A 15,602-nucleotide genomic window follows, 5' to 3' on the forward strand; every position below is an offset into this window, starting at 1 on the left:
GTGAAAAATATAGACAAGGAAACGAACCGCCAAGAACGCCAAGTACACAAAGGAAAGAAAGAAGAAAGGAATATATAATTTTCACAAATGATTTAGGATTGCTATAAGAACAGATGTACACAGATAAACTATCTGCGTGCATCTGCGGTTCCAAATACTCTAAAATCGTATTTTTTAAATCAATTTAATATTCCTGACTACCACTCAAAATAACCTAGAACAAAACAATGAAAATTGCATTTATAGTTTGGCGCTTCCCTGTTTTATCAGAAGCGTTTATCTTGAATCAAATCACTGGTTTAATCGACCGTGGACATGAAGTCCACATTCACCCTGTCAATGGTTTGCCAAAAAACTATACTGGTAAAGTGCATCCGGTTGTTGAAGAATATCAACTGTTAGAGCGTACGTATTACCCGCCAACTCTACCTGAAAACCTTTTTCTACGTTTTTTGAAAGGGTTAGGTTTGCTGGTCAAAAATATAAATAAAGGTTCTTTAACGACTTTGCAATTTTTTAATCCTTGGAAGTATGGTTCAGAAGTCGCGACTTTAAAAACGTTCTACAGAACTGTATCGCTACTTCAAGATGGAGATTATGATATTATTCACTGTCAATTTGGAACATTAGCACCTATTGCCCTTGCCTATCGCGATGCTGGTATAATCAAAGGTAAATTGATTACCACATTTCGCGGGATTGATATTAGTAAGTATGTCCAAGAAAATGGCATACACGTTTATGACCAACTCTTCCAAGAAGGAGAATTTTTCTTAGCAAACTGCGAATTCTTCCGCAATCGTGCTGTTAATTTGGGTTGCGAATCAGAAAGAATTGTTGTTCACGGTTCGGGACTAGATTGTCGTAAATTTTCTTTTAAACCTCGTTATTTCCCTTCTGATGGCAAGGTGAAGATTGCGACGACGGGACGCTTGGTGGAAAAGAAAGGAATAGAATATGGTATTCGTGCGGTTGCTAAACTAGCAGAAACTCACCCAAATATTGAATACAACATTATCGGTGATGGAGAGTTAAAAGAACAGTTTGAGAAACTCATCACTGAATTAAATGTTGGTCATATTGTCAAGTTACTGGGTTGGAAACAACAAAAAGAAATTGTTGAAATTCTCGACAACTGTCATATCTTCATAGCGCCTAGTGTCACTGCTGCTGACGGAAATCAGGATGCACCTGTTAATACCTTAAAAGAAGCAATGGCGATGGGTTTACCTGTGATTAGTACATTACATGGTGGGATTCCTGAATTGGTGGAAGATGGAGTTTCTGGTTTTCTAGTTGAGGAACGTAACGCTGATGCGATCGCTCTCAAATTAACCTATCTCATCTCACATCCAGAAGTTTGGGAAAAGATGGGTCAAGCAGGACGTGTACGTGTCGAAGAAAAATACGACATGAACAAACTTAACGATGAATTAGTGTCAATTTATCAGCAAATGCTAAATACCACATCAACTCAGCAAGTACTTGCGAAGAAGACAAAGATATTAACTCGCATTTAAACTTACACTTTTCAGGAAATACAATGTTTCAGAAGACTAAAAAAATGAAAATAGCATTCTTCGTTGCACATTTCCCCGTGCTATCAGAGCCATTTATTTTAAATCAAATTGTTGGTGCAATAGAACGAGGACATGAAGTCCATATTTACTCTCTTGATGGTCCTCCTGAGGATACATCTAAAGTCCATCCATTGGTAGAACAATATAAACTTATAGAACGCACTTTTTACGCTCCAACTCGACCAAAGAATGAGTTATGGCGTTGGCTTAAAGGCTTGGGGTTACTGTTGCTCAATTTTTACAAAAACCCTTCAGTTTGCTTGCAATTACTAAACACCTCTCGGTACGTTAGTCAAGCGAAATCATTAAAGATGCTCTACCGAGCAATTCCATTTCTGGACAAGAAATCATACGACATTATCCACTGTCAGTTTAGTACATTAGGCGTGTTTGGTGTGTGGTTTCGCCAACTTGGTTTAATTGAAGGAAAATTGATATCAACATTTCGGGGTTCAGATATTAGTAAGTTTCTCCCAAAATGGGGTGAAGGAGTTTATCAAGAACTCTTTGAAGAAACAGATTTTTTTCTGGCTAACTGCGAGTTTTTTAAAAATAAAGCAGTTGCTTTGGGTTGTGACCCCAACAAGATTCATGTCCACGGTTCAGGAATTGATTGCAGTAAGTTTGCTTTTAAAGAGCGTCATTTTCCTATGGATGGCAAAGTACGAATTGCAACGACTGGACGCTTGGTAGAAAAAAAAGGTATTGAGTACGTCATTCAAGCAATTGCGAAAGTCGCTCATACTTACCCAAACATCGAATACAACATCATTGGTGATGGTCCATTAAAAGATAGTTTTCAAAAATTAATAACCAAACTAAATTTAGGTCATATTGTCAAGTTATTGGGATGGAAACAGCAAAAGGAAATTGTTGAGATTCTCGATACTTGCCATATCTTTATTGCTCCTAGTGTCACTGGTGCTGACGGAAATCAAGATGCACCTGTTAATACTTTAAAAGAAGCAATGGCGATGGGTTTACCTGTGATTAGTACATTACATGGTGGGATTCCTGAATTGGTGGAAGATGGAGTTTCTGGTTTTCTAGTTGAGGAACGTAACGCTGATGCGATCGCTCTCAAATTAACCTATCTCATCTCACATCCAGAAGTTTGGGAAAAGATGGGTCAAGCAGGACGTGTACGTGTCGAAGAAAAATACGACATGAGTAAACTAAATGATGAATTAGTGGCAATTTATCAGCAACTACTTAATTCAGAATTACCTCAAGCGAAGTTGCAAGTCAAGCCTTTAGCTTTAACAACCAACAACTAACAGTCAAAATAGAGTTATTAACAATGACAGAACCTATTGTCACAATTATTGTTGTTCCTCGCGAACGTTTTAGCTGCACTCAAGAATCTCTAGAAAGCATTTACGAACACACAGATTTTCCCTTCAAATTAATTTATGTAGATGGGAATTCTCCCGCAAAAGTTCGTCGCTATCTGGAAGCGAAAGCACAAGAAAAGAACTTTGAAATCATTCGCACAAATTACTACCTCTCTCCCAACCACGCCCGTAACATCGGTTTAAGTCATGTAGATACTAAATACTTAGTCTTTGTTGATAACGATGTCATAGTTTCCCCAGGTTGGCTAAAAGCCTTAGTGACATGTGCAGAGGAAACAGAAGCAACCGTAGTCGGTCCTTTAATGTGCGAAAAGAAACCCATACACCAAAGAGTTCACTTTGCAGGCGGGGAAAGCCACATCGTCACTGATATCAAAGGCAAACGCCATCTGCGTGAAAAGATGTATAAACAAGGTCATAATGCCAGAGAACTGCGTCCCCAACTCAAGCGAACTGAAACAGAGTTAGCAGAATTTCACTGCACCCTCGTCCGCACTCAGATATTTGAACGCATTGGCTACCTGGATGAAGCTATGTTCAACACCAAAGAACACCTTGATTTCTGCATGAGTGTCGTGCAAGTAGGAGGTACAGTATACTTTGAACCTGATAGTTTAGTAACTTATGTACCAGGTCCACCTCTAGAATGGACAGATTTGCATTTTTATATGCTGCGTTGGAGTGATGCTTGGACTTTGGGAAGTTTACAACGTATCCGCGAAAAGTGGGATTTGTCAGAGGATGGTTATTTCCAAACTAAATACAAAAAACTGGGTGTGAGACGAATTGCGACAATTATTAAACCTTTTGTGCGTCAGGTGAGTTTCGGGTTTGAGAACAAGCCGTTAAAGAGATTTTTGAAAAAGCTGGATAAGAAACTCAACCGTTTTCTTACAAACCGCTATGCCAAAATTCTACCTCAGCGTAAGCTTGAGCTTCCGCCTATCAAGAGCCAACCATCACCAACACCAGAATTATCTAAAGTTTAAGGGCTTATAGCTGCTCATCAGTAAATTTTTAAAATAGCGTCTACCTGAAAATATCAAATTTTCAAATAGCATCTACCTGAAAATACCACAGGTAAGAATTGAGAGCAAACCTTGAAGAAACACATTTCAGACTAGAATATCGCTTTCCCCTGGGAAAAAAAGCTACTGTTTATCTTGAAGTTGTAGGGGGTGGTTTGGATGACTTTGTGAGTAATCCTAATCCTTTTTTCAGTGGTAGTGGTCGTGGTACTATTTCTCGCTTTGCCCAGCGTAACCCAATTTATCGTCAGGGAGATGGTGCGGGTGTAGGGCTACTTTACAAGTTTAGTCACCAAGTCCATTTTAGCTGAAACGGACAGAAGCCCCACACCATACCGCAAGGTTGGTGTGGGATGAATGACCGGACAAAAACGAGACGCCGCTTCATAAAGCATGGACAAATATGCGAGCGCCTTGGTGGCGAGGCGGTTTGATTAGTTAGGTTTGGTAACTAAGTGATACCAAAACCGCCGAACTTCGTTCCGCTCCGCTAACGCCACCGCCTCAAAGAGAAATCTTTCTTGAGTATGAATGGATAAGGCGGTCCTGTTGTCTATTTCAGACCCAACCCTTCAATTGCTTTTTCCCGCAGGTAAAACAGATTGAAGGGCAGTTGAGTTTTTGTCAATCTCTGGGCTTGGTAACGAGTCAACAAATTCTTCAAACAATTGGGTCATGGTTTTATCACATTGCAATGCATATAATTGCAGCTTATTATATCTACGCTCAGACATCCTAAACTTTAATTGTTTATTTTTCATATTGGTTGACCAATGGGTGTACATTAATGTTATCTTATTCCCCGTGAAGTAGAGGTCGAACACTGATGAAGGTTACATATCAGTACAAGTTTTATCCAGATACTAAACAAAAGTTAGAACTTAATAGTTGGTTGCGGATTTCACGCTACTGGTATAACCGTCAATTGGGTGAGCGCTTCACTTGGTGGCAAAACAACCATTTGCAATTACAAGCTTTTCCGCAGTGGAAAGAAATATTCCCGTGTTTGTTTGGCAATCGTCCAAACTATTACACTCAAAAATTGCAGTTACCCGTAATCAAGCAAGACTTGGTAGTTGTTGTCCACAGTGGCGAACTGCTTGATTTGACTCGCGTTGATTCAACCATCCTTCAAGATATTTGTAAACGGGTTGACAAGGGTTTTGAGCGTTATATAATTGGTGATTGCGATGGGAAACGTTCGGGTAAACCGCGCTTGAAAACAGAAGCGAGTTTCCGAACAATGACGTTTGCAACTGCGAATAATGATTGGATTAAGCTAGTACGTAAAAATTGGTTTTATTTACGATTGCCCAAAATTGCTGTAGTTAAAGTACGGATGCACCGACCACTACCTAATGGTTTCAAGCTAAAACAAGTTAGCGTAACCAAAAAAGTAGACGGTTGGTACATGCAAATGGTTCTAGAGGATACCTCTGTTCCAGACTTTAACCCGGATGAGGAGGTCTTACACGAAAAAAATGGGCAGTACCGAAGCTTTGATCGGAGGAAACCTCCGCTCAAACTTCTCGCTTATTGTGATATGCGTCTTGACCCCACGATTAATCGAGAGGTTTTAAAGCCTGCCCATTTTTTAGCGGACAAATGCGATGAAATCACTCCAACTTGGGAGAATTCGATGGGGCTAGATGCCGTCCTGCATGGGGATGATTACCTTGCAACATCTGAGGGTACTAAACTTCCAAGCCTTAAATCATTACGCAAAAACCAGCACAAACTAGACAAGATTTCTAGAAAAAGAAACAAGCGTAGCCGTGGTAGTAAGTCACGACGTAAGCTAGCCAAGAAAGAGGCTAAACAACATCAAAAAATAGCCTTATGTCGCAAAGATTTTCAATACAAAACAGCGCATAAACTTGTAAGAACAGGGAAGAAATTTTTCTTCCATGAGAAACTTAACTTACAAAGCTTGAGCAAAAGAAATGCACCAAAGCAGGATGAAAATGGGTTATTTTTACCTAATGGTCAATCTGCAAAATCAGGATTGAATAAGTCTTGGATGGATGCAGCATTCGCGCAGTTTTTTGAGATACTAGGTCACATAGCCGGAAAAGCTGGAGCCGTTGTAGTACCTCAAAATCCTGCATACAGTTCCCAAGTTCTTTGTTATCGGAACGAGATAGTTTTTAGCGATACTGATATGCGAGAATATTGGGACGAACAGTTATTGCTTCTAGTTGATAGAGACATTAATGCTGCTATTAACTTGAAGCGACTAGGGTTGGACATTTTCCCTAGGATAAAACGCCGTAATGGGAAGGTTTCTATAGTTGGTGCTATAGATAAAAGTACCATGAATGAAATTGTGTATATCCTTAAAAGGACTGCATGAAGCCTACACCATACCCGCAAGGGTTGGTGTAGGAGATGTCACGTAAACAAGGAAGTGTAGCGGGAATTGTTATTGGACAACCACCAAAAGTGATCAGTAATGACTTTCAGCTTGCAGGACGAGCATACGAAGATGAAGATACCGCAGTTCATCTAGAAGCTTTTTACCGTTACCAAGCGACTGACAATATTTCCATCACCCCTGGAGTCTTGGTAATTATAAACCCAGAACACAACAGCAGCAATGACACTATATATATCGGTACAATTCGCACAACTTTCAGCTTTTGATTTTTGAACCTAGTCTAGCTGAGTGCGGACTCTTTCAAGTAAGTCTTTAAAGCTAAAAGGCTTAGTAATGTAGTCATTCGCACCATTCTTAAGAGCAGCTGTCTTATTCTGCTCATCACTCATAGCTGTCATAATAATAATCGGAAATTGTTTGCTCTGATTTCGTCGTAGTTCTCGCAGTACTGTCCAGCCATCTTTGATTGGAAGTTTGAGATCAAGCAAAATTAAGTCAAAATGACTATTCTCAGCCATATGTATTGCTTGCTCGCCATCTGCTGCAACTGCGGTAGAAAAACCATTTTTTCGTAGTCCTTTTTCGACGAAAGCGGCGAGGCGAGCTTCATCTTCTACAATTAAGACTTGGTTCATATCATATTCGGTAAAAATTGCTCACTACGAAAGCAGTTCGTTGAATATCATAAAACTGCCTTTCTGTAGCCACATGGAACTTATCACTCTTTCAACAGTAGAACAGAGTTTTATATATAAAAATGATCTGAAAAAATTATATAAGAAATGGTATCATAACTGCCGTAACCGATAACCCATACCTCTAACAGTTTCAATCAACTCACTGCCTAGTTTCTTCCGCAGATAGCCAACATAGACATCGACAATATTAGAACCAGGATCGTAATCGTACCCCCAAACCCGATCCAAAAGCTGTTCTCGACTAAAGACTTGTCCTGGATGACGGAAAAAAGTTTCTGCCAAAGTAAACTCACGAGCTGCGAGTTCGATAGTGCGATCGCCGACTCGTGCTTTGCGAGTTCGTAAGTCAAGCACCACATCTTGTGCTGTAAGAATCATCTCTTCCTTAACTAGCCCTACTTGGCGGTTTCGCAACCTCAGCCGCACTCTTACTAAGAGTTCTTCAAATCGAAAGGGTTTGGTCATGTAGTCATCAGCACCGCCTTCAAGTCCTGCGACTTTATCGTCAATATCATCACGAGCTGTCAGGATGATTATAGGTAATTCTTCACCCTGTCCCCGTATTTCTTCGAGCAACTTTAAACCATCTTTACCTGGAAGCCCTAAATCCAGAATCAGCAGATCGAAGTGAGTTCCTAAAACCATTCTCAAGGTTTCATCGGCATCTGTTGCAACACAAGGATTAAAGCCATTTGCCTTTAATCCTTTCTCGATAAAGGCGGCTATACGGAATTCATCTTCAGCGATCAGAATGTGAGGCATAGGTAGTTTTTAACTATGAATTATCAATCAATTGATCATTCATCATTGGGGGTGGTTCCACAGGCAAAACAATAGTAAATTTTGCTCCGTTACCTGGTTGAGTGCGAAGTTTAACCATCCCACAGTGAGCTTCAGCTATTGCTTTGACAATCGACAATCCCAAACCCGCTCCCTCGGAACGACGACGACTGTGTGCAGCACGGGCAAAGCGCTCAAAGATTCGTTGTTGATCACTAACAGCAATGCCTTCCCCAGTATCGCGAACCCAAAAATGAACTTTACCATTTGAAATCGTAGAGCCAATAGAAATCACATCAGTGTTTTTTGTATGCTGGGTCGCATTTTGTACTAAATTCATCACAGCCTGAGTAATCCGCTGCCGATCCACGACAATTTGACCCTTACCCATAGCATCTAAGCGCCAATTACGATCTGCTAAGATTTTTGCTTTAGCATACAATTCCTCTGTTAGAGCAGCAACATCAACCGTCTTTAACTGTAAAAAATCTGAGCGTTCTGCCTTTGCAAGTAAAATCATATCTTCTACAAATCGGCTCATACGGTCTAATTCATCCAGCACCAGTATTCGAGTTTCCTCTATCTCCTCTGGGTCATTGTCCATTAATTCTAGGTGTCCCCGAATAATAGTAATGGGTGTCTGCAGTTCATGTCCAGCATCGTTAATAAAGTTCCGCTGGCTGGTGAAAGCTCTTTGCAATCGATCCATCATCTCGTTAAAAGTGGTTGCCAATTCTGCTATTTCACCTTGTCCTTGAACGGAAATACGCTTTTGCAAGTCTGATTCGCTAGTAGAACGTATCGCTGCTATCAGCATTCGTAAGGGAGCCAGTACATGTCCAGAAGCTACCCAAGCCAGTACCAAAGCCACAACCAAAACAACGCAACTGACTTGAACGATAACGATGACAGCTTCTAAGGCTTCTGCATGTTCACCAGCACTCGTGTGAGCTACCACAAACACCCCTAAGATTTCTCCGTTAATTTTAACAGGTTGAGTCAAGTAAAGGATGCTGTGAACGGAACTATCAGAAAAATGCTTTTCACCTTGTTCTGGTTGAGTTTGTTTTGCCCAATACTGCATTAATTGTGAATTTTCTGCCAGTTGTTCTGGTCGTCCTCTAGGACTTGATCTATAGAATTTTCCATCTAAGAATGCAATCAAAAAAGTATCGTCATCAGGAAGCTGGCTAGACAAAAACGCTTTGAAAAAGTCTTTAAGTTGTTGTCTCGAAGATGGACGCTGAAGACGCTCATCTGTCCTCAGCATCTCAAACTGTTGTATGTCAAGAGCATCTTTTTCCGTGTGATCGGATGTGATGCCATAAGTAACTAGTGAGTGAAAAACCTTAATCTTTTCCCTCAATTCCCTGTTAACTCGCATATCCACACGGGCATGTAACAGTAGCCGAAAAGCAGGAATGGATACTACAAAGATGAAGGTGATAATCAATACATACCAAAGTAGTATGCGGGTTCGTGCTTCTCCCAAGAACTTTCTCCAACCTCGAATAAGGTTGGATGTTGTGCCACTGTCATTGCTTTCATTACTCACTCTTGAAATGATTTTCCAACATACTCTTTGGTGATGTCTTCCATTTTAAAATTTTTTGTTAGATTATAACCAATTCTTCAGATTTCTGTCGCAAGATGGATTGACCATCGCTTTGCACGCCTGCTGACAGTTCAAAGGCAAAAGAAAAAATGGTAAAAGCCCTAACTTCAGGTATGGAAAGAGAAAGAAGATTTTTTTCATGAGTTGCTCTAGTCATAGTTAACTCTTCCTTGGTCGCCGCAACCTCTTGGAACCAATAGGTCCTAAAACTCGGTTGAGTGTACGCAATTGTTCCGCTGTTCCCATAGCGATCAGAACATCTCCTGGTAAAAATACCGTTTCAGGAGTGGGACCGCCGATAAGTTCCCCATTGGTGCGGCGGATAGCAAGCAGCAGTGCTCCGGTGAGCGCTCGTAAGTTTGCTTGCCCTAAAGTTTGACCGACAAAAGGACAAGCCGCAGGGTCTAGCAAAAATTCTTCCATATACAGCTGTCGGTCTGTACCAGAAATGATCCCATCTACAAAATCCATCACTTGGGGTCTAAGAGCTGCTGCTGCCATACGCTTGCCTCCAGTTATATAAGGAGAAATCACAGCATCTGCGCCAGCACGTTGTAATTTTTGCAAAGCTTCTTCTGTACTGGCGCGAGCGATCGCCCGAATATTAGGATTAAGTGTTTTCGCTGATAAGACTACATATAGATTTTCTGCATCTGAGGGGAGTGCTGCTACAATACAAATTGCCCGTTCAATGCCAACCTTAAATAAAGTTTCATCCAGAGTGGCATCTCCTTGGTATACTGTGTAACCCTGAGATTGAGCTTGTTGTACAGAGTCTAACCTAGAGTCAATAATGACAAAAAGAACGCCTTCTGCCCGAAATTCTATGGCAATTTGGCGACCTGTGCGGCTAAATCCACAGATGATATAATGGTCTGTTAAGGATTCCATTAAGCGCCTCTGTTGTCGTATTCTAATTCCTTGTTGAAAGTAACCTTGAATAACAGCTTCTGTGAATCTATTGACAATGTAACCAATACTGACAACGCCCATCAAAATCAAGGCGATGGTAAACAATCTTCCTCGTGCCCCTAACGGTCGGGTTTCACCATAGCCAACAGTCGCTAAGGTAATGACGGTCATATAAGCTGCGTCTTCCCATGACCAATCCTCCACAAACTTGTACCACAAAGTGCCAATGAGAAAGACTCCAGCCAGGGCGATGATCCCTGCCTTTAATTCTTTCTGAATCTGTTGATACTTTTGCTCTAGTGTTGAATACACGGTTTTTTTCCATCGCCACTCGTTTGAGAATATCTGAGTGCTGGCTTAAGATGAAGTTTGTAAGAAGATTTTTTTCAAGATTGTCATAGAAAAGAGTGTCCAACGGTAAGATGAAAAATTTCAGGAGGAGTTACTAGATAGCAAAAAATCTAATTAAATCGAACAACTTCGAGCGTTTCGCATTTTCTTTTTCAAACTACGGATAAATTCTCGTAGCACATCAGTCCGGTTCTTTCCTGTCAACTGACAATACTCATCTAATAATTCCAATTCTGCTTGTGTTACTCGTAAGTCTATTCTTTTATCCTGTTTCGCCATTACCAAATCTGTAAACTGTGTGTACAATAATAGATAGTATAATATTTTATGTTTCAAGCGATGTACGCGATTAAGATTGAGCTAAAAGTGAATAACAAAGAGCAAACTTTATTGCGTAAACATGCTGGCTTTGCCCGTTTTGTTTACAACTACGGGCTAGCACTAATACAAGGCTTGGAACGAGATGGGATAGCAGGTGGGTACGGCAAGAAAATCAAGGCTATCAAAAAGGTCTTGACGAACTACACCAAGAAGCAACAAGAATTCCAGTGGATGTCTAAGCTTTCTTCCAAGGTTTATCAAAGCTCATTGCAGGCTTTGGAGAATGCTTACAGGCGTTGGGGTCAGGGGATAGCGGATAGACCAAGATTTAAGCGTCGCAAAGATGGGGAATCCTTCACCGTCTATGACAGCAATGGTAAGATACTGCTTCCTTACGGTAAGCGAATCAAAATTCCTACGCTGGAAACATTCCGGCTAAAAGAAGCTTTGCCTTGTTCGTATTGCACGCAGACTTTTACGATTAGCCATCATGCGGGTAAATGGTTTGTAAGCTTTGCAGTAGACGCACAGAAAATCCCGCCTACTTACCATCCAGAAGAAAAAGTTGGAATTGACTTAGGGGTGAAATGCTTTGCCACCTTGAGCGACGGGACTAGCGTGGAAGCGCCAAAGCCAATGAAAAAAGCAAAAACCAAGCTGGCTAAACTACAATGGCGTAACCGCAAAAAGCAATTAGGTAACCGTCGTTTGAGTGTCAAGCAATCAAACAGAGCAAAGAAGTATTTTGACTCTTTGGCTAAACAGCATGATCGCGTAACTAGTCAGCGTCAAGATTTCTTGCACAAACTAACAACAAATATAAGTCGCAAGTACTATCGAATTCGCATAGAAGATCTGAATGTAAGTGGGATGCTCGCGAATAGAAAACTATCAGCAGCAATCTCTGACTTAGGGTTTTATGAGTTTCGTCGTCAATTAACTTATAAGTCCCAAGTTTACGGGACTAAAGTTGAGTTGGTTGATAGATGGTATCCATCATCAAAAACGTGCTGCATGTGTGGCGCTAAGCATGACGGACTAAAACTATCTGACAGAATCTACAAGTGCATCAACTTTAGCTGTGTAGCTCATACAATCATGTTAGATAGGGACCTGAACGCGGCTTTTAATTTGTTGAATGCCCCTTGTGAGTATGTACGGTTGGCTCAACCGGAAGATACGTCCGTCGACAAGTAGGAGCCGACTCCCTTGGGTGAAGCGGAAAGTAAACATCGATTTGTTCATATTTGAACGATTTGTATAAGTTTTATGGAGCAGTAGGTAGTGAGCATACAAACTCTGATTTCACAAGCGACGATACCGTCTAGTCCCTTTGACACAGATAGTTTCAATCAAGTTGTCATGTCCACCTATGCGCGGTTTCCCATAGCCCTAGAACGGGGTGCTGGATGCCGTGTTTGGGATACACAAGGGCGGGAATATCTCGACTTTGTGGCGGGAATTGCAACTTGTACCTTGGGACACGCCCACCCTGCATTGGTCGAAGCAGTCACACGACAAATACAAAAGCTACACCACGTTTCTAACTTGTACTACATTCCAGAGCAGGGAGAGTTAGCAAAGTGGATAGTGCAACATTCGTGTGCTGAACGCGTATTTTTCTGCAACTCTGGGGCAGAAGCAAATGAAGCTGCCATAAAACTAGCGCGGAAATACGCTCATACAGTGCTACAAATTGAAAAACCAATCATCTTGACGGCAAACGACAGTTTTCATGGAAGGACTTTGGCAACAATTACCGCCACAGGTCAACCGAAGTATCACAAGAACTTTGAACCCTTGATGCCCTGTTTCCACTACGTACCTTATAACGACATTGAGGCAGTGGAAGCAGCGATTAGCGAACTCGATGAAGGTGATTACCGTGTCGCGGCAATTTTGATAGAACCATTACAAGGCGAAGGCGGTGTACGTCCAGGAGATATTGCCTACTTCCAAAAGCTGCGGCAGATTTGTGATGAAACTGGCGTTTTGCTGATTTTTGATGAAGTGCAAGTCGGGATGGGACGCAGTGGAAAATTATGGGGTTATGAGTGTCTTGGTGTTGAACCAGACATCTTCACCAGCGCCAAAGGCTTGGGTGGTGGTATCCCCATCGGGGCTATGATGTCTAAATCATTCTGCGATGTTTTTCAACCAGCAGAACATGCAAGTACTTTTGGTGGAAATCCTTTTGCCTGTGCAGTTGCTCTAACAGTCTGTCAAACTTTAGAACAGGAGAATCTTTTAGAAAACGTAGAACAGCGGGGTGAACAGTTACGAAATGGTTTGCAGGCGATCGCCGCAAAATACCCCAATCACATCACTGAAGTACGCGGCTGGGGTCTCATCAACGGTATGGTGTTGAATACACAAACCCAGCTAACAGCAGCGGATATTGTCAAAGCTGCAATCAACGAGGGATTATTACTTGTTCCCGCTGGTCCCAAGGTTGTGCGGTTTGTACCACCCTTAATTGTGACAGAAAAAGAAGTCGAGCAGGCGTTGCAAGCTGTTGACAAGGCAATGGCGGCTGTCACCGAAAATTTGGGTTGAAGCCTCGCCCTTGTAGGGCGACTTTAAGTGTAAATACGGTATAATAAGAAAGGCCCCGTCCGCGCATGACGGGGTTTACATCTATAAAAAAGTCAGCAAAGACATAAAAACCTACCCCCGGACTGGGGGAAAGTAGACGCCCAACACTCGAATAGACGAGGTTTAAGGAAACAACACTCTGCCAAGATCGGCGAACGGGGTGTACCGCTTAACCCAAGCAATTGGGATATACAAAGCGAAATCTTTGTAGAATCCTGCCCCTTCTAGGGACGGGAGTGTCAAAAAAGAATGAAGATAGAAGAAACAAGAGAGAAGAATTTATTTTTTCTTCTTTCTTTTCTGGAAAGAATGAAGCATGAAGAGCATTTCTGAGCAAGATATCATCACACTTGTTGACCTATGGGGGTTTCTGGGTGCTGCAACACTTCAGCCAACAAACCACGGTGTCAGTAACAGTACTTACTTTGTTGATGCTCAAGCAGGTCAGTTTATCTTGAAGCTTTATGGAGATTCCACTGCTACTGAACAAATACAATACGAGCATTCAATTCTGGCGTATCTGCAAGTCTGTGATTTATCGTTTGCTGTTCCTGCTCCCGTGCCAATTAACTCAGGAGAAACACTACTTTCAATAGACAAAAACGATACAGTATTACGAGTTGCTCTGTTTCCCCGACTCCCCGGTCAATCTGCGAACCGAGAAAATCTGAATCATGCACGCGCAGCTGGACAGGCACTGGGAGAAATGCATTGCGCCCTTGCCAGATTCGATCCCAAAGGCAAATTGGCTCAGTTACCTGCGTGGGGAGATCTATACCACATTCATCCCTTGGTGAAAGATCCACTGGAAGTGCCACAATTGTTGGGGTTGAATTCAAATCAGCAAGCGCGCCTGATCAAAACACTGACAGAAGTCCTGATAGCCAAGCCTCAACTGTACGCCACACTACCAGTTCAAACTACTCACGCCGATTTCTTATGTCCGAATATTTTACTCAAGGATAACCAAGTTGTTGGTGTTTTGGACTTCGAGTTTGCAACAAGGGATTTGCGGTTGATGGACTACATTTGTGGTCTTGACCACTTCTCCATATATCCAAGGAAGGAAGCGCCACGTTGGGAGTGGGTGGAAGCTTTCAGCGCTGGGTATGCCAAATATATTTCACTGACACAGCAAGAAACAGAAGCGATTGCAATGGCTTGGCGTTTGCAACGGGCAAGCTGTATTGTCTATTGGACGGGGTGGTTTTATGAAGGAAAGGTAACCCATCAAAGCGTGGTAGATGCTGTTGTTGAAACAATACTGCTTGAAGAATGGCTAGAGGACAACGCTACCAAAATAGTAAATTACTTAAAATAACTTAATGCGTCCGCCATTCTTTGCAGCTTTCTACCTACTTCTCTGATAAAATCACGCCAGAAAAACTTGTTCTGCAGTTAATACCATTTCAGGAAAAGTCCGCGACACAATAATGTCATTTCCGCGAAAAGCAGTAGACTGATAAATCCCATTCTCATCAAGCAAGTAAACAAATACCGTTGGTACTTTTGGATTTCCCAGATAATTACGACTACCCAACGCCAAATAATCCACAATCCAGTATTCAGGAATACCCAAACGCTGATACTCATCCAGCTTGTCGATATAATCATCCTCCCAATTAGTAGAAATGATTTCTACCGCCATTTGTAGAGGTTCAAGCAATGCTGAGTACGCAGCGCGGTTAGTTGACCAGATTGTTTTATCTACTACACTGACATCCGGCTGACGACCCTGTTCTTTACCTTCAGCCGTTTGCGTCCTAATCATAATTCTGCCAGAAACTCTGTAATTTAGTTGCAGACGTTTCACTTGATCATTAAGGGCGTCGGCAATAAAATCTGCGATATCATCATGTTGTCGGGTCGCTAATATCCTCACAATCTCTCCATTTACCAGCTCGTATCGACCATCTTCATCTGGTAACTGTTCAATAAACTGCTCAAAAGTTAGCTTTTGATTTGTGGTGATTAATACTGTAGACATTGG

General features: G+C 41.7%; 15 protein-coding genes and 1 pseudogene. 9 read left to right on the plus strand and 7 right to left on the minus strand.

Features of this window, described 5'->3' with window-relative positions:
- The first annotated feature begins 227 nt into the window (after positions 1-227).
- From DP117_RS11790 to DP117_RS11820, 6 genes and pseudogenes are all read left to right on the plus strand, one after another.
- Positions 228-1,520, plus strand: a complete 1,293-nt coding sequence (locus DP117_RS11790) for a colanic acid biosynthesis glycosyltransferase WcaL (protein WP_169218496.1) — start codon at positions 228-230, stop codon at positions 1,518-1,520.
- 44 nt (positions 1,521-1,564) lie between these two features.
- Entirely contained in the window at positions 1,565-2,857 is a 1,293-nt protein-coding gene (locus tag DP117_RS11795) for a glycosyltransferase (protein ID WP_169218497.1), read from the plus strand.
- A gap of 23 nt (positions 2,858-2,880) precedes the next feature.
- The gene (locus DP117_RS11800; protein ID WP_169218498.1) at positions 2,881-3,924 is read left to right on the plus strand and encodes a glycosyltransferase; all 1,044 of its coding nucleotides are present in this window, start codon (positions 2,881-2,883) and stop codon (positions 3,922-3,924) included.
- A gap of 98 nt (positions 3,925-4,022) precedes the next feature.
- Positions 4,023-4,274, plus strand: a complete 252-nt coding sequence (locus DP117_RS11805) for a hypothetical protein (RefSeq protein WP_248277631.1) — start codon at positions 4,023-4,025, stop codon at positions 4,272-4,274.
- 515 nt (positions 4,275-4,789) lie between these two features.
- On the plus strand, positions 4,790-6,316 hold the full coding sequence (locus DP117_RS11815) for a helix-turn-helix domain-containing protein (protein ID WP_169218500.1): 1,527 nt from the start codon (positions 4,790-4,792) through the stop codon (positions 6,314-6,316).
- Between the two features lie 44 nt (positions 6,317-6,360).
- Positions 6,361-6,606: pseudogene (locus tag DP117_RS11820) on the plus strand (iron uptake porin); the annotation flags it as partial.
- 9 nt (positions 6,607-6,615) lie between these two features.
- Here DP117_RS11820 and DP117_RS11825 read toward each other — a convergent pair.
- The 6 genes from DP117_RS11825 to DP117_RS11850 form a co-directional block, all read right to left on the minus strand.
- Positions 6,616-6,975: a response regulator transcription factor gene (locus tag DP117_RS11825; protein WP_169218502.1), complete on the minus strand. Its 360-nt coding sequence runs from the start codon at positions 6,973-6,975 to the stop codon at positions 6,616-6,618.
- A 153-nt stretch (positions 6,976-7,128) separates the two neighbouring features.
- Positions 7,129-7,800, minus strand: coding sequence for a response regulator transcription factor (locus tag DP117_RS11830; protein ID WP_169218503.1), 672 nt, complete (start codon positions 7,798-7,800; stop codon positions 7,129-7,131).
- A gap of 13 nt (positions 7,801-7,813) precedes the next feature.
- A complete protein-coding gene (locus DP117_RS11835) occupies positions 7,814-9,331 on the minus strand; it encodes a HAMP domain-containing sensor histidine kinase (protein ID WP_339381194.1) in 1,518 nt (505 codons plus the stop codon).
- 100 nt (positions 9,332-9,431) lie between these two features.
- Positions 9,432-9,590, minus strand: coding sequence for a hypothetical protein (locus DP117_RS11840; protein ID WP_169218504.1), 159 nt, complete (start codon positions 9,588-9,590; stop codon positions 9,432-9,434).
- A 2-nt stretch (positions 9,591-9,592) separates the two neighbouring features.
- The gene (locus DP117_RS11845; protein ID WP_169218505.1) at positions 9,593-10,657 is read right to left on the minus strand and encodes a potassium channel protein; all 1,065 of its coding nucleotides are present in this window, start codon (positions 10,655-10,657) and stop codon (positions 9,593-9,595) included.
- Positions 10,658-10,810: 153 nt separating this feature from the next.
- Entirely contained in the window at positions 10,811-10,975 is a 165-nt protein-coding gene (locus DP117_RS11850) for a ribbon-helix-helix protein, CopG family (RefSeq protein ID WP_169218506.1), read from the minus strand.
- A gap of 60 nt (positions 10,976-11,035) precedes the next feature.
- Here DP117_RS11850 and DP117_RS11855 point away from each other — a divergent pair, with 60 nt between their 5' ends.
- The 3 genes from DP117_RS11855 (at position 11,036) to DP117_RS11865 (ending at position 14,933) form a co-directional block, all read left to right on the plus strand.
- Positions 11,036-12,214 (plus strand): RNA-guided endonuclease TnpB family protein, encoded by a 1,179-nt coding sequence (locus tag DP117_RS11855; RefSeq protein WP_169218525.1) that lies wholly within the window; start codon positions 11,036-11,038, stop codon positions 12,212-12,214.
- An 87-nt stretch (positions 12,215-12,301) separates the two neighbouring features.
- Positions 12,302-13,573, plus strand: coding sequence for an aspartate aminotransferase family protein (locus tag DP117_RS11860; RefSeq protein ID WP_169218507.1), 1,272 nt, complete (start codon positions 12,302-12,304; stop codon positions 13,571-13,573).
- Positions 13,574-13,928: 355 nt separating this feature from the next.
- Complete coding sequence (locus DP117_RS11865) at positions 13,929-14,933, plus strand: phosphotransferase (RefSeq protein WP_169218508.1); 1,005 nt, start codon at positions 13,929-13,931, stop codon at positions 14,931-14,933.
- 51 nt (positions 14,934-14,984) lie between these two features.
- Here DP117_RS11865 and DP117_RS11870 read toward each other — a convergent pair whose 3' ends face one another.
- Positions 14,985-15,599, minus strand: a complete 615-nt coding sequence (locus DP117_RS11870) for a Uma2 family endonuclease (RefSeq protein WP_169218509.1) — start codon at positions 15,597-15,599, stop codon at positions 14,985-14,987.
- Between the last annotated feature and the right edge of the window lie 3 nt (positions 15,600-15,602).

This window comes from Brasilonema sp. UFV-L1 (assembly GCF_012912105.1).
GTDB lineage: Bacteria > Cyanobacteriota > Cyanobacteriia > Cyanobacteriales > Nostocaceae > Brasilonema.

Coding starts and splice junctions, on each gene's coding strand:
- DP117_RS11865 (WP_169218508.1), top strand. CDS start 13,929: ATGAAGAGCATTTCTGAGCAAGATATCATCACACTTGTTGACCTATGG.
- DP117_RS11825 (WP_169218502.1), bottom strand. CDS start 6,975: ATGAACCAAGTCTTAATTGTAGAAGATGAAGCTCGCCTCGCCGCTTTC.
- DP117_RS11795 (WP_169218497.1), top strand. CDS start 1,565: ATGAAAATAGCATTCTTCGTTGCACATTTCCCCGTGCTATCAGAGCCA.
- DP117_RS11830 (WP_169218503.1), bottom strand. CDS start 7,800: ATGCCTCACATTCTGATCGCTGAAGATGAATTCCGTATAGCCGCCTTT.
- DP117_RS11815 (WP_169218500.1), top strand. CDS start 4,790: ATGAAGGTTACATATCAGTACAAGTTTTATCCAGATACTAAACAAAAG.
- DP117_RS11855 (WP_169218525.1), top strand. CDS start 11,036: ATGTACGCGATTAAGATTGAGCTAAAAGTGAATAACAAAGAGCAAACT.
- DP117_RS11790 (WP_169218496.1), top strand. CDS start 228: ATGAAAATTGCATTTATAGTTTGGCGCTTCCCTGTTTTATCAGAAGCG.
- DP117_RS11800 (WP_169218498.1), top strand. CDS start 2,881: ATGACAGAACCTATTGTCACAATTATTGTTGTTCCTCGCGAACGTTTT.
- DP117_RS11840 (WP_169218504.1), bottom strand. CDS start 9,590: ATGACTAGAGCAACTCATGAAAAAAATCTTCTTTCTCTTTCCATACCT.
- DP117_RS11870 (WP_169218509.1), bottom strand. CDS start 15,599: ATGTCTACAGTATTAATCACCACAAATCAAAAGCTAACTTTTGAGCAG.
- DP117_RS11850 (WP_169218506.1), bottom strand. CDS start 10,975: ATGGCGAAACAGGATAAAAGAATAGACTTACGAGTAACACAAGCAGAA.